The sequence below is a fragment of the Pediococcus acidilactici genome, from assembly GCA_024970065.1.
Taxonomy (GTDB): Bacteria; Bacillota; Bacilli; order Lactobacillales; family Lactobacillaceae; genus Pediococcus; species Pediococcus acidilactici_A.
Window position 1 is genome coordinate 1,152,971 of record CP103908.1, and the last position, 25,819, is coordinate 1,178,789.

The following is a 25,819-nucleotide window of genomic DNA, read 5'->3' on the forward strand; positions in this document are numbered from 1 at the left end:
ATCACCTTCTAGCCGCTTCTCTAGAAAAATAAAAAACGCCCTTGTATAAACAAGGGCGTTAAACGCGGTACCACCTTAGATTGTACTCTATAGCATCATAACGGCTGCCAACCCATCTCCAAGGTGTCTTCAATACGATCCATGTACTCTTTCCCATCCGCCGAGCTCTCTACAACATGTAATCAATATTTAATAGTCCTTTTCACCGATTTATATTAACTTTATTATTAAAAGTACTAAAAAAACGCTGGTTAGTCAAGCCAGATTCTTTCATAAACCTCCGTCATATCTTTGATATAATGGATGAAGTGAATCAATAAAATGTTTAAGTGAGCGGAATATGAACAAAGAGATTATTTTTAACTTCATTAAACGAAACACCTTACAAATTATTATATCGGTCGGCTTCCTCATTGCCGCAATTTTAGTAATCGTTCCCCTATTTAGTACTGAAAGTGTCTACGTGGGACTTGATCAAGTTGCCATTCGTAGTTCACCCACTCGTACAGCTAAACAAGTGGGCACTTTGGACCAGTACCAGAAGGTGACCGTGGTTAGCAAAAATAACGATTGGTACCGGGTGCGCTTTGACGATACGAAAACCGGTTGGATTCCTACTTGGATCACTAATCGCACCTTTAAAAAGGGACAAAAGGAAACTCCGTTGGCCGAATCTAAAATCGTTCTCGACCCTGGGCATGGTGGTGTCGATTCGGGTGCCTTAGCCATTAACCAAAAGCATCAAGAGAAAAAATATACGTTGCGGACCTCGCAAACCATCCAACAAACCCTTAAAAATGCTGGTGCAAAGGTTATTATGACTCGCGATGATGATGCCTTCGTGGAATTAGCTAAGCGTCCTCAGATCGCTAACCAAGTTAAGGCGGACGCCTTTATCAGTATTCATTACGATTCAGCTGACGTAGATAACTCGGGAACTGGAGATACCACCTACTATTATCATGACAATGGTTCAATCCAGTTAGCCGAAGCAATTAACCATCAGCTGATTAAGTCAGTTCCTTTATATAACCGGGGCGTTAAATTTGCTAATTATCAAGTGCTACGTGATAACCGCCGCCCAGCAATTTTGATTGAGGGTGGATACATTAACACTAAAGACGATTTCAAGCTAATTTCAAGTGCCAGTTACCCACAAAAGGTCGCTACCGCCGTCCGCAAAGGACTAGAAAACTACTTGGCTAAGTAGTCCCTAATGGCAGCAAAACTAGTGCTCGTAAATTCTGGGGCACTAGTTACGTTTATCAGTTGGTCCGGATCAAATAAAATCCCCTTAATAGCAGCGTGATGTGCGGCATCGATATCTAAATTTCGATCACCAATCATGTACGCTGCTTTTTGGTTAACCTGATGTTTGTTAATCAAGTAGTTTAAAGAAGCCGGATCTGGCTTCCGGGGAAAATCTTGGTCTCCGGTTACGAAATCAGTAAAGTACTCTTGCAACCCATACTTTTGAAGTAAATCAAGTGCGGCCTGGTTGCGATGGGTTAATAAAAAGTTCCGCCCCCCTTGCGTAGCGATTTGGGCTAACAATTCTTTGACGTTAGAAAACGGGCGACATTCACTTAGTCGGGGGGTTTCTATTTGACGAAAAGTCCGCTTAAATTCACCAGCATCTAGCCGATTTGGTTCGGCAATCGCGTTGATTGCAAATCCTAAGGAATGTTGGCGCATTTGTTCATATACTTCCCGTTGGTTGACTGCTAAACCGGCTTGTTGAGCGGCCTCCGCAAACGCCGCCACCATCACGGGATAGGTATCAAATAAAGTTCCGTCAAAATCATAAAAGACATCCATTTTACTACTCCTTTATATTCAAAAAGAGGTTGCAAAAATCGGGTTTACTTGCCAAGCGCACCCCATTTTCACAGCCTCTTTTGTTTTTTATTCCTTGTTTTGCGTATCTAAAATAATGGTCACCGGGCCGTCGTTAACTAGTTCAACCTGCATGTCTGCACCAAATTCACCAGTTTGAACTGGAATTCCGGTTTGCGTAAGGCGTTGGTTAAACTCGTCATAAAGCCGACTGGCAGTTTCGGGATTACCCGACTTGGTAAAGCTAGGTCGATTACCCTTTTTAGTAGAAGCAAATAGGGTGAATTGGGAAACCGATAGAATCGCTCCCCCAACGTCAGTGATTGACCAGTCCATCTTACCTTCGTCGTTCTCAAAAATTCGTAAATTAGCAATTTTACGTACGGCATAATCCAAATCTGCCGTGGTATCTTGGTCATTGAAAGCGACCAGCAGCATCAAGCCTTGGTCAATTTTACCGACCGAGCGTTCTGCAATCGTGACTTGAGCCCGCTTTACTCTTTGAACTACTACTCTCATTTTGCACTCCTAATGGGTTGGACGTTTAACCACGTAAACATCCTTAACGTTTTTCAAGCTTTCCATTACCCGTTCTAAATGGGCTAAATTATGCACACCCATCGACAAACTAATTACTACAATTCGATTGTGGTTGATTTTACCATTGATTGACGATAGATTGCGGGTTGCGTTATTGACCGACTTCAAGACGTCGTTTAACAACCCGTTGCGATTGTATCCTTGAACTTCTAAGTCTGCTGAGTAATTTCCTGAAGTATCATCCGGATCTTCCCAACTAACTTCGATAATCCGTTCACCCTGCTCTTCAGCACTCTTAACGTTAGGGCAATCTTTTCGATGAACTGAAACGCCCCGTCCTTTGGTAATGTAACCCACGATTGGATCACCAGGTACTGGTGTACAACAGTGACTCAAACGCACCAAGAGGTTATCCGCACCCTCGATTACCACGCCTTCTGAAGACGATTTGGTTTTACTCTTTGGACGGTGGTCGTCAGTGGAAATTGCCTGGTGGTTCTCAAGCATTTGACGCTGAATTTCTTTTTGATGATCGGCTTCGGCCTGTTCACGGATGTCCTTGGTCAATCGGTTAGCAATCCCGACGGGTGCTAAATCCCCAAAACCAACGGCAGCTAACAAATCGTCTACCTGGCTAAAGTTCAATTGTTTAGCAACTTGAGCTAGTTTTTCGTCTTCTAAAAGTTCACTAGCATCGTATCCGGTCTGTTCTAGCTGCTTAGTTAAAATTTCGCGGCCCTTTTCAACATTTTCATCGTGGTTGGCTTGACGGAAGAATTGTTTAATTTTATTACGGCTCCGTCGGGTTGAGACCATCGTTAGCCAATCACGACTTGGGCCCGCTGAATTCTTCGAAGTCAAGATTTCAACGATGTCACCATTTTTAATTGTGTAATCTAACGGAACAATTTTGCCGTTAACTTTCGCACCGGTAGCATGATTCCCCACTTCGGTATGGATGGTATAGGCTAAATCAAGCGGACCCGCCCCCTTAGGTAGTTCAAAAACGTCACCTTTCGGGGTGAAAACATACACCCGGTCCCCAAACAAATCGCCCTTAACGCCTTCCATGAAATCTGCCGCATCGTTACTTTCATCTTGTAATTCGACAATTTCTTTAAACCAATTTAACTTGGCATCGGTCGTATTTTGGTTAACTTCGTCCGTGATACCTTCCTTATATGCCCAATGAGCAGCAACCCCGTATTCGGCTACCCGGTGCATGGCTTCCGTTCGAATCTGAAATTCCAACGGCCGGCCTTCGGGACCAACTACAGTTGTGTGCAAAGATTGGTACATGTTGGCCTTCGGCATGGCAATGTAATCCTTAAAACGGCCTGGAATTGGCTTCCACTTAGCATGAATGGCTCCTAAAACTGCGTAGCAGTCCCGGACCGTGTCCGTAATCACCCGGACCGCTAACAAGTCGTAAATTTGGCTGAACTGTTTGTGTTGGTCAACCATCTTTCGGTAAATTGAATAAATGTGTTTCGGTCGCCCGTAAATATCCGCGTGTTTCAAGTGCAGGTCAGCAATTGCGTCCTTCAATTCGCTAATCGCTGAATTAATATATTCTTCACGCTGGGCCCGCCGGGAATTCATCAGGTGAACAATCCGGTAATATTGCTGGGGATTCAAATAACGTAAAGCAATGTCTTCGAGCTCCCATTTAATGGTGCTAATCCCTAACCGTTCGGCAAGTGGCGCGTAAATCTCCAACGTTTCGTTTGAAATCCGTCGTTGCTTATCGGGACGTAAATGACGCAACGTCCGCATGTTATGCAAACGATCGGCCAGTTTAACGATGATTACCCGAATATCTTGCGACATTGCTAAAAGAAGCTTCCGATGGTTCTCGGCCAGCTGCTCTTGGTTAGATTTATACTTAATCTTACTAATCTTGGAAACGCCGTCGACAATAACCGCCACGTCATGACCAAATAGTTCTTCAATGTCACCCAACGTGATTAACGTATCCTCTACCGTATCATGTAGGAAACCAGACGCAACCGTTTCCGGATCCATCTTTAAATTTGCCAAAATGCCGGCAACTTGAATTGGGTGCATAATATACGGTTCGCCCGATTGCCGATACTGTTCTTTATGAACGTAAGAGGCAAAGTCACAGGCTTTTTGCACAAATGCCGTGTGCTCTTCATTCATATATTCTCGGCACATGTTCATCACGTCATTGGCCGATAATACTGGTTCTTTGGACATTAACATCACCACCAACCTCAAAATACAATAAAAGCACGGTATCGAGTGACAACGTGCTTCGGTCTTATTGAATAAAGTATACGTTTATTATAAACAAATTGCAATGCTTAGCTATTCGATAAGTTATAGGACAATATTTCAATAGCAAAATAGACGATGGCAAAGTAATTTGCGTAGTGTGGCAAAATAATTATCGCCCCGATTAAGTACAATACCGGAAATAAAAATAAAAACATAAAGTGCAAACCATTTGACTTAATTAGGTTGCCAAACGTGTAACTCGCTAAGGAATTAAACACGATTAATAACCACAAAACAATCATTACCGATGGTGTGTGGCACAGTTTCAGCACAATTGGCAAAACAATTCCAATTAAGAACGCAAATAAAATGTAGCGCCAGTGGGCTGAAATTTCCAAATTACCAATTTTTTTCATAATTCTTCCCCTCACTATTGCAATTCAAATTGATATGAAATTGCCGACAACACGTACATTGGTGCGCTCTCGGCCCGTAAAATCCGGGGGCCAAGGCCGGCAAGTGTAAATTGAGCGTCAGTAAACGCCTTAATTTCCTCAGGAGCTAATCCACCTTCCGGACCAAATACCGCTAGGAGCGCATCCCCACTAGCTGTATTTGATAAAATCCGTTTAAAATTGGCAAATTCCCCTTCTTTAGCGGATTCTTCGTAAGCCACCATTCGATGTTGAACTGGTGAATTAACCACGTCCGCAAACGAAACAATTTCGACCGTCGGTATTATTTGACGATGGGACTGCTCTGCGGCGGCTTTAGCAATTTCAACTAAGCGTTGCAACTTACGCTCGACCTTCTTACCGTCCCAGCGCGCCACCGAATAGCGTGCCGAAAAAAATTGAAAATGGCTTGCGCCCATTTCCGTGCCCCGCTTAATAATTTGCTCATTTTTATCACCCTTAGAAATACCACACGCAATTGTAACTTCTACAGGTAATTCAACAGGTTTAGTAATTTCTTGCAACGCCCGTAGCTGCGCCGGTGCTGCATCGTTGAGCAACTGGCTCAGCCAAACTTTTTGGTCGTCCCCCACCACTTCAACTTTTTCACCAGTTTGTGCGCGCATCACCTTTAAGAGATGGTGGGAGTCCGCCTTGGAAAGCGAGAATTCATCATGGAGCTTTAAAGTTTCCCCGATAAAATACCTTTGCATGGCAACCTCCTACTCATCAAGCTGATGGGACGCAATTATTCCGCGCCATTCCCCATAAGTTAACACTTGGTTGATTTGGAAGTCGTTTGCGGCTAACGTTTCTTCGATCACCGGAAGCTTGTCGTCAATAATTCCGGACATAACTAACCAGCCATTTTTGTTTAGCAATGACTTAGCTTGCGGAATCATCGGCACCAATACATCGGTTAAAATATTGGCCACGATAAGGTCTACCGGCTCGCTAATTCCCTTTAAAAGGTCGTTGGGCTGGGCACTAATTGTTTTAGCAATGGGATTTAAATCAAAGTTTTCTTGCGCAGCGGCAATTGCTTCATCATCCACATCAAAAGCCGCAACCTTTCCTGCACCTAGCAGCTTGGCCGCGATACTCAAAACACCGGAACCAGTTCCCACGTCATATACCGTTTCGTTTCCGCGCATCACGACTTCCATCGCTTGGAGACACAACCGGGTCGTCGGGTGCGTCCCCGTCCCAAAGGCCCGTCCCGGATCTAAACTAATTACCTTTTCATCCGGTTGAGTTGCTTGGTAATCGCTCCAGCTTGGTTTGACCGTTAGATAGCGGGTAATCCGCACCGGATGGTAATACTTTTTCCAAGCGGTAGCCCAATCATCGTCTTGAACCTCCACGGTGGTTACGCTAGCTGGTCCAATATCCAACCCAAAGCCAGGCAATTCATTAATTTTATCCTTTAACTGGCTAACAACCTTGGCGACGTCCGTAGATTCCGGATAGTACGCTGATACAATTGCGCCTTCCGTAACGTGGGGAACGTCCTTTAATTCGTATAGTTCACTTGGATAAGAAGCCTGGTAGTTCTTAAAATCTAAGGCATCTTCAATTTTTACTCCTACAGCGTCAAGACCATCAAAAATACTACTTATTGCTTCAACGGCCTCGTTAGTAGTTTTTACGTTTACCTCGGTCCATTTCAAACCTAATCAGCTCCTATAGTTATCTCATGTTAGATACTATAATACCGCATTTGACCAAAATTTTCGAAACGTAAAGCCAATTTTGCCCATCAACCAAATTTGAATTAAAAAGTTTTGCTACACTAAAAAAACGATCAAACATGAATGTCAACGTAAAAATGACAATCAACTCATACTTAGCCGTTATTTAACCCGATATTCATTGAAGAAAACAAAATGCTTTCCAAGAATTAAAAAATTCTTGAAAAGCATTTCTCCCAAATTATCCCGTAATTGGCTAAATTAACGGTTATCGTTCACTGAGGGCTTTTTCAGGTAGCACTAAATTTAAAATTATGCCGAGAACCGTCGCGACCGCCAGTCCGGAAAAGCTTAGGTCACCCAAATTCAAACTAGCGTTACCAATCCCAATTACTAAAATCGAAGCCGCAATCATCAAATTACGTTTCTGATTAAAATCAACGTGTTCATCAATTAAAATACGTAATCCGTTAGCCGCAATTGTTCCAAACAATAGGAAGCTAATTCCTCCAATAACTGGACTAGGAATACTTTCGATCAGCGCACTCAATTTGCCAATAAAACTAAAAATGATTGCGCTGACTGCCGCGCCCATTAACACGTAAACACTATGTACTTTAGTAACCGCCAGCACCCCGATGTTTTCTCCGTAGCTGGTTACGGGAGGCCCACCGATGAACCCCGCCACAATGGAAGCAACCCCGTCCCCTGACAAGGTCCGGTGTAACCCAGGATCCTTGAAGAAGTTCCGGTGCGTCAAGGTATTTAAAACCATGATGTGCCCCGTATGTTCGGTCATCGTAACGAAGGCTAGTGGCATCATGCTCAGAATTGCTCCCCAGCTCAGGTGTAAATGATAGCTAACAAAAGGAATTTCAAAACTTGGAGCGATTAGCCAATGTGCGTGGGCCACTCCCGATAAATCAACTACTCCGAGAACCAACGCCACAATGTAGCCGGAGATTAAACCTAGCAAAATGGGAATTAAACTAACGAATCCCTTTAGATACATATTGAAAACAATCGTGATCAGTAGGGTTACTAACGCAATCGCAAAATACTTAAGATCGTAGACGCTTTGGCTGCCAACCGTACGCATGGTGGCGTCTTTTGCGGCCGTTCCCGCTAATGACAACCCAATCACCATAATGATTGGCCCCACCACTACCGGAGGTAAGATTCGATCTAACCAGTCAGATCCTAACTGACTGATGATCAGCGCCACAATCAGATACACAACCCCGACCGAAATCGTTCCCTGAGCAATTCCTTCATAGCCGGTACTCTTCATCAATGCCATCATCGGTACAATAAAAGTAAAACTTGAGCCCATGTAGGCTGGAATCTTAGCCTTAGTAATCAGAATGTACAGTAACGTACCGACTCCAGAACTAAAAAGCGCAATTCCAGGGTTCATCCCCACCAGGATCGGAACTAAAACTGTAGAACCAAACATCGCAAACATGTGTTGAATCGATAACCCTACTAAATGCGGAAACGTAGGGCATTCATTAATATCCAAAATTGCTTCCGGATTGCGGTACTGTCCTTGTTTTGACATAACTTGCACTACTCCCTTTCTTAATGCAAAAAGCCTCTTGGATCCAACTGTGATCCAAGAGGCTTTTTGATGGTTTTCCCCAATTACTAAGGGTCTGCAACGAGCAATTAGCCTTTTGGCCTCACGGGACCAAATTAAGGTTTCTTTAAGGGATAATCATACGCACATTCGATAACCCCGTCAATAGTTTATTTAAAATTTCTCATTTTAAACACTATCCGGTCAGCGTTTAATGTCCTTAACGCCATCTTGCTCCGTCAAATGCTTCTTCAAGTAAGCTAAGAGCTCGTTTTCGCGATGAAAAATCCGGGGATTTTGCTGTCCGTGCAATCGTAAATCAATTTCGTTAATTTTGATGCGCCCCGTCCATGTATGGGTATACTTAATAATCACCCGGTTATTGAGTTCTTCCTTACCAAACTTAAAAACATACACGCTTTCCGGTGTCATCATCGGGCGAATATATTTTTTACTATATTGTAATTGGTTACTCCGCAAAAATTGTTTGATTTTCTTTAAAATTGTTGACCACCTCACCTTTTTTTGAATTTGTAGTTTCCGCTTATTATGATTACTAATTCTATCCTATTCCAGCTTAAAAGTAAAATACGCCATTTTCAGCTAAATTATTGATTTAATCCCGTTAAAATAGGGCACTCAATTTAATTTTAGGCGCCAATCTCTAAACAATATTTAGCCAGCCAAGTGCTTCTCCTTATTATCGATTGAAAGCTTTATTAAGCATAACCATAAATCGAAAGTTTTGGTTATCATAAGTCATTTTCTAGCATGAACGTTCCTGGTCTACTTATCTTTATCAAAGCGGCGTTCAATCCGTTGTAGGTTCCACGCGTCAAACTTTTTTAGCACTCCCATCACTAAAAACACGCAACATAGACTACTAAGAAAGAGAATACCAATCATTGCAATAAAAACCCCCACGTGATTGCCCTGGTAGAACTGCCGGTACTGGTGGTAGTTTCGGTAAGCATTCAAACAAGTTAATCCAACAGTAAATAATAGTAGGAAACTTTTTTCGTAACGTCCACCAAAAAGACTTATGCCACTAAACAATGTACGTACCGTAGCATATAGCCCAACCAATCCTAATCCGACCGCTTCTACAACGTAACTGCTCCATGGCAGATCAAAAAATGTCATTTGAACGGCGATGGCACTGACCAAAAAAGCTAACAAGATATTTAAGGTTTCGTACGCAATTTGATTACGCACCTGTCGCACCCGTTCATCAATAGACTGTTTTTTCATAATGGGTCCTCCCAAAATAGTTCATCTAGTGTTTTACCTAAAGCATGGCAAATTGCCAGGCACAATTTAAGCGTGGGATTATAGTTTCCCGCTTCAATTAAGCCAATGGTTTGTCGGGTCACCCCAATCAAGTTAGCTAGCTCAGCTTGGCTAAGATCGTTTTCCAAACGAGCCATTTTCAAACGCTGATTTTTCATACCCCACCACCTTTTTGCAATATATATATTACTTATCGTAAAGTATACCTTACAAAGAAACCGTTTTCAATTGCTAAAAACAAAAAACCACTATCATTTGGATAGCGGCCGGTTGGACATCAATAAATGTCCAAGTTTTGGATGGGATAATCAGAGTTAATACATGGAGGCTCAAGCCTTCCAAGGTGCTAGTATAGCGCCAAAAAGCTTAAAAGACTAGTGATTTTTAATAATTTGTGCTAAAAAAGTCACATTAAACGTTTTCAATTTTTCTAAGGCTTACGCGGTAATTTATTGATTACCTATTCGACAGTTTCCATTTAGTGTTATTATAATTTATTAGAAGGAGATTGCGAAATGGTGAGCTAACTGGCCTGAATCTTAAGGTTACCCTGCTTAACCGTTTTGGGATCTCTAACTACCAAAGGGGGGCGTCCTATTCAAGATTAACGTTGATTTGCGGATTGGATAATGACTAAACGACAATCCAACTGGTAAAACACGTAACTAACCCTTTTAACACGAGGAGGACTGTACATGAGTGATAAAGTTAACGCACTATTAGAACGCATTAAGCCATCCGTTAAAAATACGCAAATGGCACAAGTTTTTAAATATAATGAAGAAATTTCAAAAATTCCGGGAGTGATTAAGTTAACCCTCGGAGAACCCGACTTCAACACGCCCGATCACGTCAAAGAAGCTGGCATTCAAGCCATTCGGGACAACAAGAGCCACTACACCGCCACTGCTGGGGATCCTAAAGTACGTCAAGCGGCGGCCCAATACTTAAAACAAAAATATGGTCAAGATTACGATCCAGAAAACGAACTCGTTATTACGGCTGGGGTGACTGGGGGAATGTACGCTACCCTAACCTCCATCATTAGCGAAGGCGACGAAGTTTTAATTCCGACACCAATTTTTCCGCTTTACTTCCCGATTGTGAAGACTAACCAAGGAAAAATCGTCTACATGAATACGGCAGAAAACAACTTCTTACTTAGCCCGGAACAATTGGAAACCACTTTGCAAGCTCACCCGCAAGCAAAGGCAATTATCCTTAATTTTCCTTCAAACCCAACGGGGATGACTTATACTAAGGAACAGTTGACCGCACTAGCAGATATTTTACGTAAGTACGATATTTTTGTAATTAGCGACGAAATCTATAGTGACCTAATTTTCGACCAAGAGCACTACTCGATTTCCCACCTTTTACCCGACCAAACCATCGTTCTTAACGGACTTTCTAAGTCTCACGCAATGACTGGTTGGCGGGTCGGAATTATTGCCGGACCAGCCCCGTTAGTCCAGCAGATTGAAAAAATCCATGAATTATCGGTTACTAGCATCACAACGGTTGCCCAATACGCCGCCTTGGAAGCTTTCCAAAATGGACTTAACGATAGCAAACCGATGCGCGTTGAATACCAAAAGCGTCGGGACTACCTCCACGACGCCCTCGTTAAATTAGGCATCGAATGCAGTAAACCACAAGGTACCTTTTACTTAATGGCTAAAATTCCGAGTGACTTAGAACAAGACGACTTCAAATTTAGTATGCAGCTTGCTAAGGAAGCTAAGGTTGCCGTCATCCCGGGTTCTAGTTTTGGCCCCGGCGGTGAAGGATACGTACGCTTCAGTTATGCGGCAAGTATGGACGACTTAACTAACGCGGTTGCGCGAATTGCAGAATTTCTTAAAAATAAACGAGCATAGTTAAAAATAAGAACCTGCCTACAATATTCGTAGGCAGGTTCTTATTTTGGGCTTTTTTTGATTAGTTTTCACCTTGAAATTGTCGTAAGTAGAATTTAACCGTGGTACGCAGGCCCATTTGAAAATCGGTCTGCGGTTGCCATCCCAACTGCCGTTTAAGTTGGCTAGCGTCAATCGCGTACCGAAAATCATGGCCGGGACGATCCGTAACGTGCTGAACTAACTGCGTATACTCTTCGACCGGTTTACCAGTCAATTCAGCCAAAACAGTCAATAGCTCCCCCACCAGTTGTCGGTTACTTAGCGGATGGTTTGCTCCTACATTAAAACGTACGCCCGGCTTTGCTCGGAAAACCACTTGCCAAATTGCTTCGCAGTGGTCCCTAACGTATATCCAATCCCGCACGTTGTCTCCGGTGCCATATAGTGGGATGGTTTTCCCCCGAAGCGCGTTAAAAATAACTTTGGGAATTAATTTTTCGGGGTGTTGGTAAGGCCCAAAATTATTACTGGCGTTCGTAATTGAAATTGGCACCCCAAAAGTTCTTCCATAGGACTGAACTAACAGATCCGCACTCGCCTTGGAAGCCGAATACGGACTGCTCGGTTGGTACGGACTCGTTTCGGTAAAACTTCCCTTCGCCCCCAAGAATCCATAAACTTCGTCAGTACTAACTTGGTGAAACCGTTTATGAGTGAACTTTCCCGTCCATAACTCCCTGAATTCTTCAATGAGGTTAAACGTACCGTTCACGTTAGTCGTAACGAATTTTGCGGGATCAGCAATGCTTTGATCCACGTGCGATTCGGCAGCAAAATTGATTACCACCTCCGGACGGAAATCCTGAAAGACTTGATGAACTTGCGCCCGGTCAGCAATGTCTCCTTGGCAAAATTGGTAATTCTTTTCCTCTGCCACGGTCAGGTTGGTTAAATCAGCGGCGTAGGTTAGCTTATCTAGATTTAAAAAGTCAAACTCAGGAAAGCGGGGCACCCACATATTCATAAAATTGGCACCAATAAAGCCCGCGCCTCCAGTAACTAAAACCCTCATTTTATGGTTCCTACCCTTTGATTAAATTAATTGTTTTTAAGTTTCCCACTAAGAACCCTGCTAAATTTGAGTCAAATCACGGGTTCGAGCTTTGTTAGCTTTAAAGTGGTTGACTAAAGCATACCCGTCGAATTATCAAGCGTCAACCTCCCCCAAACCTTCTCAATGTAAAGCATTATTTTTAGCTTTCACTCTTTTAACCGCCCGAAGCTTCCCAAGCAAGGTACCAAAATATTTCTCAATTATGGAATAAATGAGCGTTGGACAACGGTCGGAGGTTTGGTGAGCGCTGACTAAAAATCGACCATTATGCTGAATTTAGGCATAATGATCGATTTGGGTTAAGCGGCATAAACTAACTTTGGCGCACGTTTTGGTTCTGGAAAAGTCAAAACACTAGGTTAATTTTTTAGCTTCGTTCATACCTAATTTACTTAAATTAATTATTTTACTAATTCATCAACCCACGCAGCTAAGTCTGCATCTCCACCGTGTCCAGCCTTAACTTGCAAATTTCCAGCCCATTCTTTGAAAGTCTTTTCAAAAATTCCGGGATCGCCACCGAATGTATAAAATGGCGCCACTATTCCTTGATAGCCTTGTAAATTTGCTAGGAAGGAATGGATTGGAGTTGCCGGTGCCCCATTCCAAACCGGACTACCTACCAAGATTAGATCATACGAGCTTACATCTGGAACCGCTTTCGAAAGTGGTGGAAAATTGCCAGTTTCCGTTTGTTTAGTCGCCTGCTCTGAAACTTCCGTCATTTCGTCACTAAAGGTTCCGGGGGCAACTTCAATGGTAAACTGGTATGCAGCCGGAAGTAATTCGGCAAGTGCTTCCGCCACTTTGGCAGTCGTTCCCGTCCGTGAATACGTCGCAATCAAAACTTTTTTAGCCATTTAAAACCATCCTTTCTTTGTTTAGCATTTCACACTTATACTATAACGCTTTTTAGGTACTTTGCGGAGTACTTTTGTAAAACATTTTACAAACTTTCGGTTATTCTAAAACCATATCTAAATGTGGAATGTTATCTTCTAAATACACTTCTGAAACTGGTTTAAAGCCAAACTGCGCGTAAAAATCTTGCAAATAACTTTGAGCGGCAATTTTAACCGGACGATTGCCTTCCGCCCGTTTAATTTCGGCGAGGGTTGTTTGTATTAAACGTTGTGCTAGGTGCCGGCCCCGGAATTCTTTGACTACCAATACCCGGCCGAAACTAACGTAAGTCGGATCGTCATGCGGGACAATCCGTGCGTAAGCGACTAATTGACCATTATTCTTCAACATTACGTGCCGAGCATTTTGGTCCTTTTCGTCGACTTCTTGATATGGACAATTTTGCTCCACCACGAAAACTTTAACCCGTTCTTGAAAAACTTCCCATAACTCGGTAGGTGTCATATCCGCCGTTTTTTTAATTATTACCGTCAAATCTGCTGTCATTAAGATCCCCTCTTCCAAAACTTTTACTAATTCAGGTACAGTATACTCTTTCTGGATTAACAACTGGAAATTTAACTTAGGTTTGCGCAAGTCTTGGTCGGTTAAATCCCTGGTTGAGTGACCTTAATTAAGTGACCGTCTTCAATTTCTAAAATTGCATCGTATAATCGTTCATCAGCTTCACTTAGTTTATGGGTCACATGGATACAAGTCTGGTTTTTAAGGGTCATAAGTTCTTTTTCAATAGTTTGTGCGGTAGGTTTATCCAACGCACTTGTAAATTCATCAAGTAATAGAATTGGCGCCTTACGGATTAACGCGCGGGCAATCGAAATCCGTTGCCGTTCTCCCCCTGACAAAGAAATTCCAGCCTCTTTAATGGGGGTGTCCAACCCTTGTGGGAGCTTTTGAATTAACGGTTGAAGTCCCGCGCTCGTTATCGCAGCGTTAATTTCGTGATCCGTAAAGTTTTTAAACAAGGTAACGTTTTCCCGGACCGTTCCTGAGAAAATAAATACGTTTTGGTGAATCATGGAAAACAAACCCAAAAAGCTTTCATCAGTAATTTCGCGATAATTACGGTCATCTACATACATTTCGCCACTATAACTTGCGTAACAATTTTGAATCAACCGCAGTAGAGTCGATTTACCACCCCCACTTTTGCCGGTTATTGCATACTTCTTACCCTTTTGAAACACAAAGTTAAAATCTTGGATTGCTGGCTTCTCACCGTCATAACTAAAATTGACCGTCGCTAACGAAATTGCTTGGTCAAAAGAACTCTGTGGTTGCGCATTTGGATCGTTATTCGCTCCTCCGCCGTCAAGTATTTTTGCTAGTTGTTTACGCATGGTATTCGTAGATTTACTGTTATTGACCGCCACTAGCATCATATTGATTGGGTTCATCACGCTATTTAATAACTGAACAATCGCAATCAGCGATCCCATAACTAACGCGCCACTGATTACAAACCAACTTCCGAGGATCATGATGGAAAAGATGATCAAAATCACTAAATTTTCGTTAACCACCTTAGTAATTCCCTGACGAACGTTAAACTTCAGCTTAATCTCTTCCAAATTGTAGTTGTAATGGTCAAACTGCTCCTGCATTTTATCTTGTGCGTTAAAGGAACGAACCACTTCGTACCCGGCGACTAGATCTTTAGCTTTGCTAGTAAAGTCCACCATTTTTTTCTGAATATTGGTCCGTAACCCGCTCAACCCCATTCCAGTAAACGACGAAGCTGCTAGAAAAAAGGCGGAGATGGCTAACACTCCAATCGAAAACTGCCAGTTAATTACCACTAATGAAAGAATTGCAATCACAAAGGTAACCGCCGCTTGGACAATTAAAAAGTATGATTTGTAGTAGTTATCTTCAATCGTGGTCATGTCATTGGTTAGGATGGAGATGTATTCGCCGTTGCTTTTACTAAAGTAACTTTGGTAATCCCGTTCCATAATGGCGTGATAAACGTCCCGTCGTAAGTCCTCCATCTTACTTTTAATATATCGCGCCACTAAAACTTCCTTTAAATAGTTAATTAAAAAGTACGTTGCTATGTAAAGTATTGAAATACCAACCGACCGCTTTAAGGCAGCAAAATCCTTATTCATGGCGCAGTCTAAAATCAATTTCATTAAAAAAGCGACCAAAACTACCATTATTGAAGAAAGCGCCGTCATAACGGTGGCTAAAAGTTTTAAAATTCGATGACTTTCATTTTCCATTGTGCCCCTCCTTTAGTACCTACGAATTTAGTTAACAGTATACACTTTATTAAAATATTGCCAAACGTGGTTAAGCCAACCTTGATTATATTTGATAACGTAAGGTAACTAGCAAGCCTTGGGCTAATAAAAAAGCTCTAACCAGAAGTAGATTTAGGTACCTACCTAAATTTACTTAGTTAGAGCGGTTTTTTTAATTTAATGTAAATCCTTGTTCTAATAAAAACGGAGCCATCTCTTTGCGCCGGGGTTCAGAAAAAAAATCCGTCATCTTCCGGACCCAATCAGTATCTTGGGCGTGAGTCGCGCGTTTAGCGTAGTAAGTCTGTGTAATTGCTTGATATTGACTTAAATCTTGGGCAGCCTGGCGATCATAACCATTTTTGAAGGTGTTATTACGTAGTGGCATTCGGGGCTTAATCGCATTTTTTCGCGTAGGTTCCCCCACCGTTATACCAAACAAAGGCACTGTAAATTTGGGTAAGTTTAACAAATCCCGTACGGTTGCTAAATCGTTACGGATACCGCCAATGTAGCAAATCCCTAAACCTAAAGATTCTGCAGCAACGGCCAAGTTTTCTCCGGCAATCGCGGTGTCAACAATGGCTACCGTCAACGCCTCCATGTTCTTAATCCCATCTAGAGGAAGATTTTGTTGCCGTAAAATTTCGGCTTGGCGATATAGGTCAGCAACGAAAATAAAGAATGCTCCACTTTGGTTTACGTAGGACGCACTTTTTGAAATTTCAGCAAGCTGACCACGAATGGTCCGATCCGTCACGTCAATAATCGAGGTAGCTTGCACAAAATTTGACGAAGCACCCGCGTGTGCAGCAACTATCAATTGTTCCTTAACCCTATCCGTAAGTGGAGTATCCTTAAAATTTCTTACAGAAGTATGCTTGTTCATCAATTCAATCACGTTATCCAATAGCTTTCCCTCAATTCATGCTTACTTATTGTCAATAATTGACAATCCATTATAGCACTGCACATTCTGGAAAAGCACATTAAATATGGACGTAAAAAGTCCTTATGACTAAAAGCCGTACTGCGCTCCTAACCATAAGGACTGGATTGTAGAAAAAAACTTGTATTTTTTTAAAAATGTTTTATACTAAATGCAAGATTATAATTAATCGTCGTCGGAGTTAGCTCTTCCACCTTTTTTACCAATTTCTTGGTAAAAGTCCTTGCCATGGGATTTGGAAGTTGCTTCTCCGCCTTTTTTTCCATTTTTTTGGTAGAATTCTTCATCATGAGCTTCAGAAGTTGCTTCTCCGCCCTTTTCACCGATGTCTTGGTAGAAATCTTTGTCGTGAGTTTCTGAAGTTGCTTCCCCGCCTTTTTCACCAATGTCTTGGTAGAAATCCTTGTCATGTGAATCTGCAGTCGCTTCGCCACCCTTTTTACCAATGTCTTGGTAGAAATCCTTGTCGTGCGATTTTGCGGTTGCTTCTCCGCCCTTCTTGCCTGCTTCTTCCCGAGTCATCTTTTCTTCTTCTTTAGCCATGTTTCATTCCTCCTTGAATTAGTTTTTTTCTACGAGTGTTATGTTAAATGGTTTTTAAAGCGATTACAAATTTAACGCTTGTAGATGCTCAGAAAAAATTGGGAAAGTATCGGCCCCCTTTATATTCTGCTAAAACAGCCAAGCACAGGCATTCTTAGCGATATTCGGTTGTGTTAATGCTGGGGTAATTTTAATTAGCTTAAGCCCAATGATCACCTTCCTAAAAAGATTTCAGCAAGTATGATTTAAAATTTTAATTAATTAACTACCAGAATTACCTTAATAACTTAATTAAGGTATTTTGGGGCATAATGTCCTCCGCGCCTACATCATTTTAAGTTTACTAAATCAGCCCGCAATTGCGGGTTTTTTTGTATGTTTAGCATAAGAGATAATTAATCAAAACCAGTTAACTTTTCTTTTTTTATTTATTATTTGCTTGTATAATACGGGTTAAAATCAAATTATTTTTCATAAGGTTAACCCACAAGTGTAAAATTACACCGAAATCAATTTTTATAGCATTATTTGATTTACGACCAACAATCTGATGTCTATAAAAGCTGTACATTATTGGGAGGAATTTTATATGAATAAGTTATTGGACAGATTTGATCCATTTATGTTTGTCGTCGGGATCTTAAGTATTTTCGTTGCAGTCATTTCTTTAAGAAATCCCCTAGCAACCTTCAGTGCGGTAGTCGTTATTGCAGCAATTACCGCAATTTTGTCCGGGATTTACAAGTTAACCGTTCTTAGAGGTGCTTTAGAAAATTCTGGATGGGTCGTTTTTAACGCGGTCGTTGACATTATTATCGGAATTTTAATGTTGTTCAACGGAAAGTTTGGCATTCTATTTGTCGCAATTTCGTTTGCAATTATGTTCTTGATGGATTCAATAATATCGTTATGGCTTTCGAACATTATCAAGTTAGTTAACGAAAAGTATTTTATGGTTGACGTGATTTTATCCGTAATTGGCATTATTTTAGGTGTTCTTTTATTGATTTATCCCGCCTTTTCAATCTTATCAATCTATTACCTAGTAGGATTATTCTTTATGATTACTGGGATTGGTGCGATTATTCACTCAATTTAATTTGCTAAATTAAATGCCGATTCCCGTTCTGGTGACTAGACGCAGTTCGATTCTGTGTACGGGAATAAGTCCAAACATTGATGACTTTAAAAGCTAAGTCGTTTTAGGAGATGAGTTTTTTGCAAGAAGAAACTAAGGTTATTCGAGTTATCGGTCGGATGGCTTCCGTGCTTTCCGTATTGATGTACGTTTCGTACATCCCCCAAATAATCTCCAACATGAATGGCGATTATGGCAATCCCATTCAGCCGTTAGTTGCTGGAATCAACTGCACCGTTTGGACAATTTATGGCTATTTTAAGGCCGAACGCGACTGGCCAATTATTGTGGCTAACGTTCCCGGCATTTTCCTGGGATTCTTCACGTTCTACACGGCACTACATTAATTTTTAAATATTTTTGACCTTAACTAAAAAGTGACTAATCCCTTGTAGTTGACGGGATTTAGTCACTTTTTTGAGTTTTAGGTTAGAACAGTCATTTTTTATGAATTAAAATTCCTGCAATTTTTCTAACACTTCTGTTCACACTTAAATATAGAAAATAAATTTTCACGATGTTACCACCTACATATTCCATCTTAGTTAATTATACCCAGATAAAATTTATGGTACTTTCGTCAATTCTTTACTCTATTATTCAATAAAAAATCAACTGCATCTTGGAACACTGGCTAGTTATTACGAATCTTGGCTCATCTTAATTTTTTAAAGTAAAAGCTTTTAACATCTACGTTGTAGATTATCAAACCAACTACAAACACTATACGACAAATGATATAATATTGCATGTTGTGCCTTAAAAAGGGTATCTTCATAAGATAAAAATTTAACAAGGAGTCTTTTCGCAAAATGAAAATTAAAACTAATATTTGGTCTGCCATATCTGATATTGTAAATATACATTTTTTATTTATTTCTGAATCAATTTTAATTAATACACTTTTAAATAAAAGTAATATTTTGGATCAAAATTATGGTTCTGCTAATGATTTCTTGGAATTTGTTTCATTTATTTTCAATATACCTTCCATCAGTATAGCTAAAATTATTTCCTTCTGCCTTTTTTTGCTTGTAATAATAGGCTTAATTTTGAACACAAAGGCTATGTTTGAAAATAAAGAATCTGGTATATCTATTGTTGGTCCTATTTTAGGAATTATTGGAAATATTGACTGTTTCCTTGGTGGAACCTTGCGAGCTACTTCTATTGTAACTTTAATTGTTGCAGCAGTGTTCTCTTCTTTACAACGACCCACAAGGTAATATCGTGCTATTTTGCTTGTTAATTGTATTGCAAAAATTCATATGTTGCTTTAGATATTGTTTATTAAAGTATAAAAAGTAGCCCATACCAGTATATAGCACTTTCAAACAATCAAATAAAAAGCGATTTCTAAAAAGTTTTTTTATTTGGTCTCTATAAAACATCCTAAAGCAAGAGTAATCAAAAATACATTTTGATTACTCTTTTTATATAGTCTAGTTAAAATCGGAACAACTTATACCAGTAAGATAAATATTTTGTGTATTAAACTGAGCAGATAGTACATGGAGTTTAGTTATATTGAGAGCGCTGTTCTTAAAGATTACGCTTAGAAAATGAATACACCCATATAATTATCACCTCAATACTAAATTTAAAAGGGTAGCGCTACAAACGTTATTGGCGTTACTATTACAAAAGTAAAATTCAATGTATAGTTGTTACTAATAGTAATCGTAGATAACCATCTTGAAATCAAGCTTAATTAATTAGGTTATTTAAGTTATGTACATATTTTAGAGAAACGAAGCCACATATTGCATTCGAAATTTCTGAAATTTGTTCTTCACAATTTATCTAGTTTTGTATCCACGAGAATCTATATTTTTTTGCACTTAATTTACTAGATACTCCAATTAAAAATATTTGGACTAAGAGTAGACAAAAATAACCAAGTAATTAGTAATTGATAAACTAACTTTTAGAGTTTATACTTTTCGACAGCACGGTTGTTCAATTTTTGCAACGCTCGGTTATTGGGCGTGCTAAATACGGCTGTATATCGGTTAAACTGCTGTAAATCAATCGTTTGGGCCTTTTCAAATACTAACCACTCCACACCCTCAGTCAATGGAGGAGTTGTTAGGGAACCGATATACCGATAAAAATTACCATCTTTGGGGATCAGGCCATCCAAAATTATCGGTTGGGTCACTTTTTCAGTTTCCATAGACTTTAATATTTTTTCGAACACCTCATTTTTAGGACCCATTTTAAAGGTAACGCTAAGCACCAGCGGTTGCTTTAGACTACCATAATGGACAAAGTGCGCTTCTAAAACTCGTGGCTCAGCTTCGCCTGCAAAACAGTGCTCGGCTGGATGATGGAAATGGACTTCCGCTAACTGAAAGCGCCGTTGCTCAGATTTAATTTCCCCATCAGCTGTGATAGACAAGTTATTATAATTATTCCTTACCTTCGTGGCAACGTACGTTTGGGTCTTCCTAAGCACCTTATTTTGCTGGCCCACTAGCTTAGCCGTTTCAATTAGGATTGGTGATTGTGTCATCCGTGCTTCCTTTTCCCACTGGTCTTGATGATCATAGTTTAGTTTTCGCATTGTTAACCCCTTCTTCAAATCAATCGCCTGAAGCTAATTTTTAAAAATCAAAAGGAAAATTCTTCCCGTTTTTAATTAGATTAATGCTATCAATTGTAATAATCGAATACAAACAACCAAAAAGCCTATCTGACCAAATTTATCAGATAGGCTAGGTATTTCTTGATATTAAGCTATTCAAAAATTACTAGACTCTGTTAATGCCGTGTTGCATTATGGTTTCCTTAGTCACTAAGACAGGTTTTCCTCTCTTAAAGGCCACCAACAATCCCAGTTGAGATAATTAACCGCTCATCGGGGTAGGCAACGGCCATAAAGTCCTTAAATACAAATGGCGTAAACTGGTTGATCAATTACATATTTTTCATAATTAAACCCGAAATTGAAAATTTAATCGTCTAATATTTGATGTTTAGCAAACTAGTATTTTTAACATCTTCAATTGTCTTAGTACCGGCCAATTGCATAACAATCTCCAGTTCATGGTTTAGATGTTCGAATACCGACTGTACTCCCTTAGCTCCACCCAAGGCCAGTCCATAAATTGCTGGACGGCCCAAGGCAACTAAATCCGCTCCGCTGGCCAAAGCTTTAAATACATCCGAACCGCGACGCACGCCGCTATCAAAGATAATTGGCACCTGTTTGTTAACTGCGGTAGCAATATCCTCCAAGACGTCAAAGGAAGCAGGACCTCCGTTTAATTGTCGGCCCCCATGGTTGGATACGTAAATTCCAGCGGCTCCCGCATCGATTGCTCTGATAGCATCTTCAGGGGTTTGAATTCCCTTAACGATTACCGGTAAATTCGTATAATCAGCGATTCGCTTAACATCCTCCGGCCGGATATTTTGTGCGGCAGATGCATATATTTCTTCAATTCCCTTTCCTTGACCGTTTCCTTCGGAAAACTTAATTAAGTTCGCCATTGGTAACGGGAACGTAAATTTATTTTTTATATCAGCCTCTCGGTAACCGTCGACGGTGGCGTCGACCGTCAAAATAATTGCCTTAACGTTGGCCTTTTTAGCCTCGTCTAATAGACTTTCATTAAAGTTCCAATCCTTACTCATGTACAGCTGGAAAAATTGGGGAGCATCTCCTCCAGCAGTAGCAGTTTCAGCAATAGAAACTGATGAATAGGTACTTTGGGCCATTAGTCCACCAACGGCCGCAAGCCCGCGCGCAGTGTCTTTTTCTCCTTGAGAGTGTGCCAACCCTTGTGCGGCAGCCGGTGCCATCATTATCGGAGTACTTAAAGGGATTCCGAAAATTTCAGTGTTCAGTTCTGGCTTTTCAATCCCACTTAAGGCCTTTGGGGCAATTTGTCGGTGATGAAACGCCATTCTATTTTGCTTTAAGGTCCATTCATCCTCAGAACCACCAGCAATGTAACCAAACCCGCCTGCTGGAATTATTTCCTCAGCCCTTTCTTCTAAGGATTCCAAATTCAAAATATCTATTTTTTCTTCCCGATCACTTTGTTCATATCCATTAATCATTGTCATGATATATCCCCCCGATTAAAAATCTAACTGTTCTAAAATGCCTTCATGACAAAGAATACGCTGATAATTCATTGCCACTCATCATTTCACTTACTTATTGTAAGTAGATTGGCAGTTAAATGCAAGTGTTAATTTGTTTTTGAACTACTAACCATACTTTCTAGAGAAAAATCGGAGAGATAACCCTAAACGTAGCACTTAAACATGTGTAACACGAGCACACCGGTAATTGCGTTACAGCGATGGCATTAAATATCATTACTATGCAAAACAATTTCCTTTTTAGACATAAAAAAATAGAAATGCCGATATATCGACATTTCTATTTTTCGTATATTGCTCTAATGGTACCTATAAAGGAGAGTACAGGATTTGAACCTGCGCGCCGGTATTAGCCGGTTCGCCGGATTTCGAGTCCGGTGCATTACCACTCTGCCAACTCTCCATAACAGAAGTTATTATATCAGATGAATTATTAACCCGCAACACCAATCAAATATTTTTTTAAATTTTATCGGGACCTTTCTTGGTAAAAACAGCCACCCTATTAACTATTTTGTGAAAAACCTAATTTCAATTAACCGGACTCCTTAGCGGTTTTTCATCATTTAACATATCCTTCCCATTCCCTAAGTAAAAACCACCAAACTTTATTCCTTTATTAAGTTTATTTAGTATCATTTTTCAAACACTTCGTTAACTAGCGTAAAACAACTTCGCCAAAATCTCCGATATCGAAAACATTTTTCGTTGATACCGTATTTATCGTGTATAATTATATGTAATAGTAAGTCTTAAGGAGGAGCTAACCATAGATTCTACCAAATTAATGAACAAGCGCGATTTGCTTGCTTACCAACTGCTACAATTTTTTAGTCAAAACAATGTAAAACCAATCAGCACCTCCTCGTTAGCTGAAATTTTTAATACGACACCGTATAAAATTGAGGCTTCCATTGCAACATTAAACGCTGATTTACAAGCTATTACTGCAAATGACCAAAGTGTTTTTATCAGTGAAAAAAATTATAAGGGAATGTGGGATAGTCATAACCTTTTCCAAATTGTGGTCGACAAAATCAAGCTTTATTATATTGAACGTTCCACTTCTTTTCGAGCTATGGAGTACTTATTGTTTTATAACGATTTAATTACGCCTAAAAAGTACATCCCCAAAGCATTCTCGAGCCGCGCCGTATTTTATCGTCAGCTAACCTTAGTTAAGCAATTACTCACGGACGAGTTTGATAGTTTAGATATCCAAACTGACAAAGATCGTGAGTTTCAAATTCGACTAGAGATAATTGAGTTATACGAACAAATCTATAAGGGTTTAAAAGAGCCTTTTCCAGAATTAGATCCTTTAATTAATGGAATTTTTGATGCTTTAAAACCCTTTTTTAACCACCAATTGCAACACGGAGAAAAGTTCAAATTATCAATATTTTTACGGATTTGGATATTGCGCCACAATAATCATAAGTACGTCCGTCTTACGGCACCCAATCTTTTTAAGGATCAGCGCTACGACCAAATCTACCGAGTTTTAAAGCAAACCCTAGGTTGGCATTTTAAGTTAACCAATTCGGAAATGCTTTTTTTGTACGGTTTTTTATTAAATCAAGAGTACTTAGACTACGTTGGCGTGCCAAAAGCGGCATTCAATTACCAACTAATTAACCAAATCACGGACGATTTTTTGACCTGGCTAAAGACTTTTAATGTATTAGTAGAATTTCCTGCAGAAGTCGAACAAGCCTTAAGAAGGGACCTTACCAACGTTAACTTGAAACTATTCTCTTATTACGCGGAGTTACTAGATGCCACTTATAAAAAATCGGTGCATACTTTACAAGAAAATTATCCCACGTTCGATATTTTAATCCGCCGATTTTGGCAAAATCTTGCTAAGCAACCGGAAGTCCAGGCGTACCACCTTAACAAATATAACCTGTATTATGGGTACATGCTAGCTTTGGTCAATAACATCCCTCCCAAGTACAGTCGTGACCGCGTGCGCGTGGTAATTGATTTTTCGAGGGGAAGTTTATATTCTCAGTACGTGGATAATACATTAAAATCCCTGTATGGAAAAAACGTAATTTTAACCAACCATCTAGAGCCAAAGTCGGATCTTTTCTTATCCGACACGTACTCTTATAAGATTAAAATCCCCCAACTGATTTGGAAGTCCTTTCCGACGGTATCCGATTGGACCAACCTAATTACCATTATCAAAGAAATCCGTTCAACCAAAGCTAATCAATTTTTTAAATAACCAGCAAAAAGGTCGCCAGAAAATCTGACGACCTTTTTATGATAAATAAAAGAATTTTACATGTTTTATGTCTTTGTTAACTGCTTATTAACCAACATTTTCAGGCATTCCTAGTCAATTTTCAAGATTTCTTGCACGTTGCTAGGCACTTTATCTTTGCTGACTTCGTTAGGTCCCTTGACCACCCGTTTTTTCGAAATATCTGCCTTTACGGTTGCGTTAGGTGTAAACGGTTTAACCTTTTCTCCCGTTAATTCATAATCTAACGTACGCTTTTCGCCATTTTTTAAAACAAACTCAAATTTATAGTCGTAAGCATGCACACCAGATATTTTCTTGCCGCTGTCGTCGGTAGCTTGTTTTTTAGCTGGAACCTCACTCGGCACCACTGCGTACGCTGTTTCCGCTTGATAATTGTCCTGATAGTACTTCCACCCAAAAATAATCACCACTGCCGCAACTAAAATCGCTAAAACTCGCCCTGCATCTCTCATTTATATTCTCCTATCTAGTAAGCCGTTATCAAACGTCTAATATTTGTAAGAAATGATACCATTTTTCGATTTATCATTACAAAAATAATGACCTACGTTGTCCAAAGTGTTCCGGCGAATAAAATCTTTTTCTAGCATAAAAAAAGACGACCCCTGCGGATCGTCCCTATTTAAAATATAAATAACTAAAAATTGCTAATTCTTACGGCTTTGAAGGAACCAAGATACAACGGCTACTAGTACTACAGCTCCGATGATCGAAGGAATCAGTGCCATTCCAGCTAAGGATGGTCCCCAAGTTCCTAGTAAACTTTGGCCTAACCAAGCACCTACTAAACCAGCAACGATGTTACCAATCCAACCAGCTGGTAAATCACGGCTAGTAAGCGCACCAGCAATTGCACCAATAATAGCTCCTACAATTAATGTCCAAATAATTCCCATTATTACGCCCCCCTTCATTGCACTAATAGTAACAAATGTTCATTTTATATACAAATAATATGCACTGTACCCAACTTTTGTAAAAAATCACCCGTCAAAGTAACCACAATAGTTTGCCGCT

General features: G+C 40.2%; 26 protein-coding genes and 1 tRNA gene. 6 read left to right on the forward strand and 21 right to left on the reverse strand.

All coding sequences use genetic code 11. The features are described from left to right. Positions 1–340: 340 nt before the first annotated feature. Positions 341–1,210, forward strand: coding sequence for an N-acetylmuramoyl-L-alanine amidase (locus tag NYR25_05380; protein ID UWF33038.1), 870 nt, complete (start codon positions 341–343; stop codon positions 1,208–1,210). Here NYR25_05380 and NYR25_05385 read toward each other — a convergent pair. The 10 genes from NYR25_05385 to NYR25_05430 form a co-directional block, all read right to left on the reverse strand. Further along, positions 1,195–1,818 (reverse strand): HAD-IA family hydrolase, encoded by a 624-nt coding sequence (locus NYR25_05385; protein ID UWF33039.1) that lies wholly within the window; start codon positions 1,816–1,818, stop codon positions 1,195–1,197. The two genes, NYR25_05380 and NYR25_05385, sit on opposite strands and share 16 nt — an antisense overlap. Positions 1,819–1,905: 87 nt before the next feature. Further along, entirely contained in the window at positions 1,906–2,355 is a 450-nt protein-coding gene (dtd, locus tag NYR25_05390) for a D-aminoacyl-tRNA deacylase (protein UWF33040.1), read from the reverse strand. Between the two features lie 9 nt (positions 2,356–2,364). Next, positions 2,365–4,596 carry a bifunctional (p)ppGpp synthetase/guanosine-3',5'-bis(diphosphate) 3'-pyrophosphohydrolase gene (locus NYR25_05395; GenBank protein ID UWF33041.1) on the reverse strand — a complete coding sequence of 744 codons (2,232 nt, stop codon included), beginning with the start codon at positions 4,594–4,596 and terminating at the stop codon, positions 2,365–2,367. Between the two features lie 107 nt (positions 4,597–4,703). Then, on the reverse strand, positions 4,704–5,033 hold the full coding sequence (locus tag NYR25_05400; GenBank protein ID UWF33042.1) for a hypothetical protein: 330 nt from the start codon (positions 5,031–5,033) through the stop codon (positions 4,704–4,706). A 14-nt stretch (positions 5,034–5,047) separates the two neighbouring features. Then, entirely contained in the window at positions 5,048–5,785 is a 738-nt protein-coding gene (locus tag NYR25_05405; GenBank protein UWF33043.1) for a 16S rRNA (uracil(1498)-N(3))-methyltransferase, read from the reverse strand. 9 nt (positions 5,786–5,794) lie between these two features. Beyond that, positions 5,795–6,742: a 50S ribosomal protein L11 methyltransferase gene (prmA, locus tag NYR25_05410; protein ID UWF33044.1), complete on the reverse strand. Its 948-nt coding sequence runs from the start codon at positions 6,740–6,742 to the stop codon at positions 5,795–5,797. A 289-nt stretch (positions 6,743–7,031) separates the two neighbouring features. Next, complete coding sequence (locus tag NYR25_05415) at positions 7,032–8,324, reverse strand: NCS2 family nucleobase:cation symporter (GenBank protein ID UWF33045.1); 1,293 nt, start codon at positions 8,322–8,324, stop codon at positions 7,032–7,034. Positions 8,325–8,546: 222 nt separating this feature from the next. Next, complete coding sequence (locus NYR25_05420; protein UWF34721.1) at positions 8,547–8,846, reverse strand: hypothetical protein; 300 nt, start codon at positions 8,844–8,846, stop codon at positions 8,547–8,549. Positions 8,847–9,128: 282 nt separating this feature from the next. After that, positions 9,129–9,593, reverse strand: coding sequence for a hypothetical protein (locus NYR25_05425; protein ID UWF33046.1), 465 nt, complete (start codon positions 9,591–9,593; stop codon positions 9,129–9,131). After that, a complete protein-coding gene (locus NYR25_05430; protein ID UWF33047.1) occupies positions 9,590–9,790 on the reverse strand; it encodes a helix-turn-helix transcriptional regulator in 201 nt (66 codons plus the stop codon). The genes NYR25_05425 and NYR25_05430 overlap by 4 nt, the downstream gene beginning before the upstream one ends. 537 nt (positions 9,791–10,327) lie before the next feature. Here NYR25_05430 and NYR25_05435 point away from each other — a divergent pair. After that, positions 10,328–11,512: an aminotransferase class I/II-fold pyridoxal phosphate-dependent enzyme gene (locus tag NYR25_05435; protein UWF33048.1), complete on the forward strand. Its 1,185-nt coding sequence runs from the start codon at positions 10,328–10,330 to the stop codon at positions 11,510–11,512. 61 nt (positions 11,513–11,573) lie between these two features. Here NYR25_05435 and rfbB read toward each other — a convergent pair whose 3' ends face one another. The 6 genes from rfbB to NYR25_05465 form a co-directional block, all read right to left on the reverse strand. Then, a complete protein-coding gene (gene rfbB / locus NYR25_05440) occupies positions 11,574–12,566 on the reverse strand; it encodes a dTDP-glucose 4,6-dehydratase (protein UWF33049.1) in 993 nt (330 codons plus the stop codon). Positions 12,567–13,009: 443 nt separating this feature from the next. Then, a complete protein-coding gene (locus tag NYR25_05445) occupies positions 13,010–13,468 on the reverse strand; it encodes an NAD(P)H-dependent oxidoreductase (GenBank protein ID UWF33050.1) in 459 nt (152 codons plus the stop codon). Between the two features lie 100 nt (positions 13,469–13,568). Continuing rightward, the gene (locus tag NYR25_05450; GenBank protein UWF33051.1) at positions 13,569–14,018 is read right to left on the reverse strand and encodes a GNAT family N-acetyltransferase; all 450 of its coding nucleotides are present in this window, start codon (positions 14,016–14,018) and stop codon (positions 13,569–13,571) included. A 101-nt stretch (positions 14,019–14,119) separates the two neighbouring features. Next, entirely contained in the window at positions 14,120–15,757 is a 1,638-nt protein-coding gene (locus NYR25_05455) for an ABC transporter ATP-binding protein/permease (protein ID UWF33052.1), read from the reverse strand. Between the two features lie 193 nt (positions 15,758–15,950). Beyond that, entirely contained in the window at positions 15,951–16,688 is a 738-nt protein-coding gene (locus NYR25_05460; GenBank protein ID UWF33053.1) for an NADPH-dependent oxidoreductase, read from the reverse strand. Positions 16,689–16,892: 204 nt separating this feature from the next. Then, positions 16,893–17,270 (reverse strand): general stress protein, encoded by a 378-nt coding sequence (locus tag NYR25_05465; protein UWF33054.1) that lies wholly within the window; start codon positions 17,268–17,270, stop codon positions 16,893–16,895. A 589-nt stretch (positions 17,271–17,859) separates the two neighbouring features. Here NYR25_05465 and NYR25_05470 point away from each other — a divergent pair. The 3 genes from NYR25_05470 (at position 17,860) to NYR25_05480 (ending at position 19,634) form a co-directional block, all read left to right on the forward strand. Beyond that, on the forward strand, positions 17,860–18,369 hold the full coding sequence (locus NYR25_05470; GenBank protein ID UWF33055.1) for a DUF308 domain-containing protein: 510 nt from the start codon (positions 17,860–17,862) through the stop codon (positions 18,367–18,369). Positions 18,370–18,488: 119 nt separating this feature from the next. Continuing rightward, the gene (locus tag NYR25_05475; GenBank protein ID UWF33056.1) at positions 18,489–18,755 is read left to right on the forward strand and encodes an SWEET family sugar transporter; all 267 of its coding nucleotides are present in this window, start codon (positions 18,489–18,491) and stop codon (positions 18,753–18,755) included. Between the two features lie 465 nt (positions 18,756–19,220). Beyond that, positions 19,221–19,634 (forward strand): hypothetical protein, encoded by a 414-nt coding sequence (locus tag NYR25_05480; GenBank protein UWF33057.1) that lies wholly within the window; start codon positions 19,221–19,223, stop codon positions 19,632–19,634. 701 nt (positions 19,635–20,335) lie between these two features. Here the strand turns inward: NYR25_05480 and NYR25_05485 are convergent. From NYR25_05485 to NYR25_05495, 3 genes are all read right to left on the reverse strand, one after another. Next, entirely contained in the window at positions 20,336–20,974 is a 639-nt protein-coding gene (locus NYR25_05485) for a carbonic anhydrase family protein (GenBank protein UWF33058.1), read from the reverse strand. A 398-nt stretch (positions 20,975–21,372) separates the two neighbouring features. Beyond that, entirely contained in the window at positions 21,373–22,482 is a 1,110-nt protein-coding gene (locus NYR25_05490; GenBank protein ID UWF33059.1) for a lactate oxidase, read from the reverse strand. A 357-nt stretch (positions 22,483–22,839) separates the two neighbouring features. After that, positions 22,840–22,927, reverse strand: a tRNA-Ser gene (locus tag NYR25_05495). Positions 22,928–23,311: 384 nt separating this feature from the next. Here NYR25_05495 and NYR25_05500 point away from each other — a divergent pair. Next, positions 23,312–24,760: a hypothetical protein gene (locus NYR25_05500; GenBank protein UWF33060.1), complete on the forward strand. Its 1,449-nt coding sequence runs from the start codon at positions 23,312–23,314 to the stop codon at positions 24,758–24,760. A gap of 110 nt (positions 24,761–24,870) precedes the next feature. On the opposite strand, the gene NYR25_05505 is transcribed toward NYR25_05500, so the two are convergent. Next, positions 24,871–25,254 (reverse strand): YxeA family protein, encoded by a 384-nt coding sequence (locus tag NYR25_05505; protein ID UWF33061.1) that lies wholly within the window; start codon positions 25,252–25,254, stop codon positions 24,871–24,873. Between the two features lie 195 nt (positions 25,255–25,449). Beyond that, entirely contained in the window at positions 25,450–25,698 is a 249-nt protein-coding gene (locus NYR25_05510; protein ID UWF33062.1) for a GlsB/YeaQ/YmgE family stress response membrane protein, read from the reverse strand. Positions 25,699–25,819: the final 121 nt, after the last annotated feature.

Bases quoted from the DNA above. Each gene is read 5' to 3' on its own strand.
- NYR25_05425 (UWF33046.1), bottom strand. From the start codon at position 9,593: ATGAAAAAACAGTCTATTGATGAACGGGTGCGACAGGTGCGTAATCAA.
- NYR25_05395 (UWF33041.1), bottom strand. From the start codon at position 4,596: ATGTCCAAAGAACCAGTATTATCGGCCAATGACGTGATGAACATGTGC.
- NYR25_05480 (UWF33057.1), top strand. From the start codon at position 19,221: ATGAAAATTAAAACTAATATTTGGTCTGCCATATCTGATATTGTAAAT.
- NYR25_05505 (UWF33061.1), bottom strand. From the start codon at position 25,254: ATGAGAGATGCAGGGCGAGTTTTAGCGATTTTAGTTGCGGCAGTGGTG.
- NYR25_05405 (UWF33043.1), bottom strand. From the start codon at position 5,785: ATGCAAAGGTATTTTATCGGGGAAACTTTAAAGCTCCATGATGAATTC.
- NYR25_05385 (UWF33039.1), bottom strand. From the start codon at position 1,818: ATGGATGTCTTTTATGATTTTGACGGAACTTTATTTGATACCTATCCC.
- NYR25_05430 (UWF33047.1), bottom strand. From the start codon at position 9,790: ATGAAAAATCAGCGTTTGAAAATGGCTCGTTTGGAAAACGATCTTAGC.
- NYR25_05490 (UWF33059.1), bottom strand. From the start codon at position 22,482: ATGACAATGATTAATGGATATGAACAAAGTGATCGGGAAGAAAAAATA.
- rfbB (UWF33049.1), bottom strand. From the start codon at position 12,566: ATGAGGGTTTTAGTTACTGGAGGCGCGGGCTTTATTGGTGCCAATTTT.
- NYR25_05485 (UWF33058.1), bottom strand. From the start codon at position 20,974: ATGCGAAAACTAAACTATGATCATCAAGACCAGTGGGAAAAGGAAGCA.
- NYR25_05470 (UWF33055.1), top strand. From the start codon at position 17,860: ATGAATAAGTTATTGGACAGATTTGATCCATTTATGTTTGTCGTCGGG.
- NYR25_05445 (UWF33050.1), bottom strand. From the start codon at position 13,468: ATGGCTAAAAAAGTTTTGATTGCGACGTATTCACGGACGGGAACGACT.
- NYR25_05435 (UWF33048.1), top strand. From the start codon at position 10,328: ATGAGTGATAAAGTTAACGCACTATTAGAACGCATTAAGCCATCCGTT.
- NYR25_05450 (UWF33051.1), bottom strand. From the start codon at position 14,018: ATGACAGCAGATTTGACGGTAATAATTAAAAAAACGGCGGATATGACA.
- NYR25_05510 (UWF33062.1), bottom strand. From the start codon at position 25,698: ATGGGAATTATTTGGACATTAATTGTAGGAGCTATTATTGGTGCAATT.
- NYR25_05400 (UWF33042.1), bottom strand. From the start codon at position 5,033: ATGAAAAAAATTGGTAATTTGGAAATTTCAGCCCACTGGCGCTACATT.
- NYR25_05455 (UWF33052.1), bottom strand. From the start codon at position 15,757: ATGGAAAATGAAAGTCATCGAATTTTAAAACTTTTAGCCACCGTTATG.
- NYR25_05380 (UWF33038.1), top strand. From the start codon at position 341: ATGAACAAAGAGATTATTTTTAACTTCATTAAACGAAACACCTTACAA.
- NYR25_05415 (UWF33045.1), bottom strand. From the start codon at position 8,324: ATGTCAAAACAAGGACAGTACCGCAATCCGGAAGCAATTTTGGATATT.
- dtd (UWF33040.1), bottom strand. From the start codon at position 2,355: ATGAGAGTAGTAGTTCAAAGAGTAAAGCGGGCTCAAGTCACGATTGCA.
- NYR25_05465 (UWF33054.1), bottom strand. From the start codon at position 17,270: ATGGCTAAAGAAGAAGAAAAGATGACTCGGGAAGAAGCAGGCAAGAAG.
- NYR25_05500 (UWF33060.1), top strand. From the start codon at position 23,312: ATGAACAAGCGCGATTTGCTTGCTTACCAACTGCTACAATTTTTTAGT.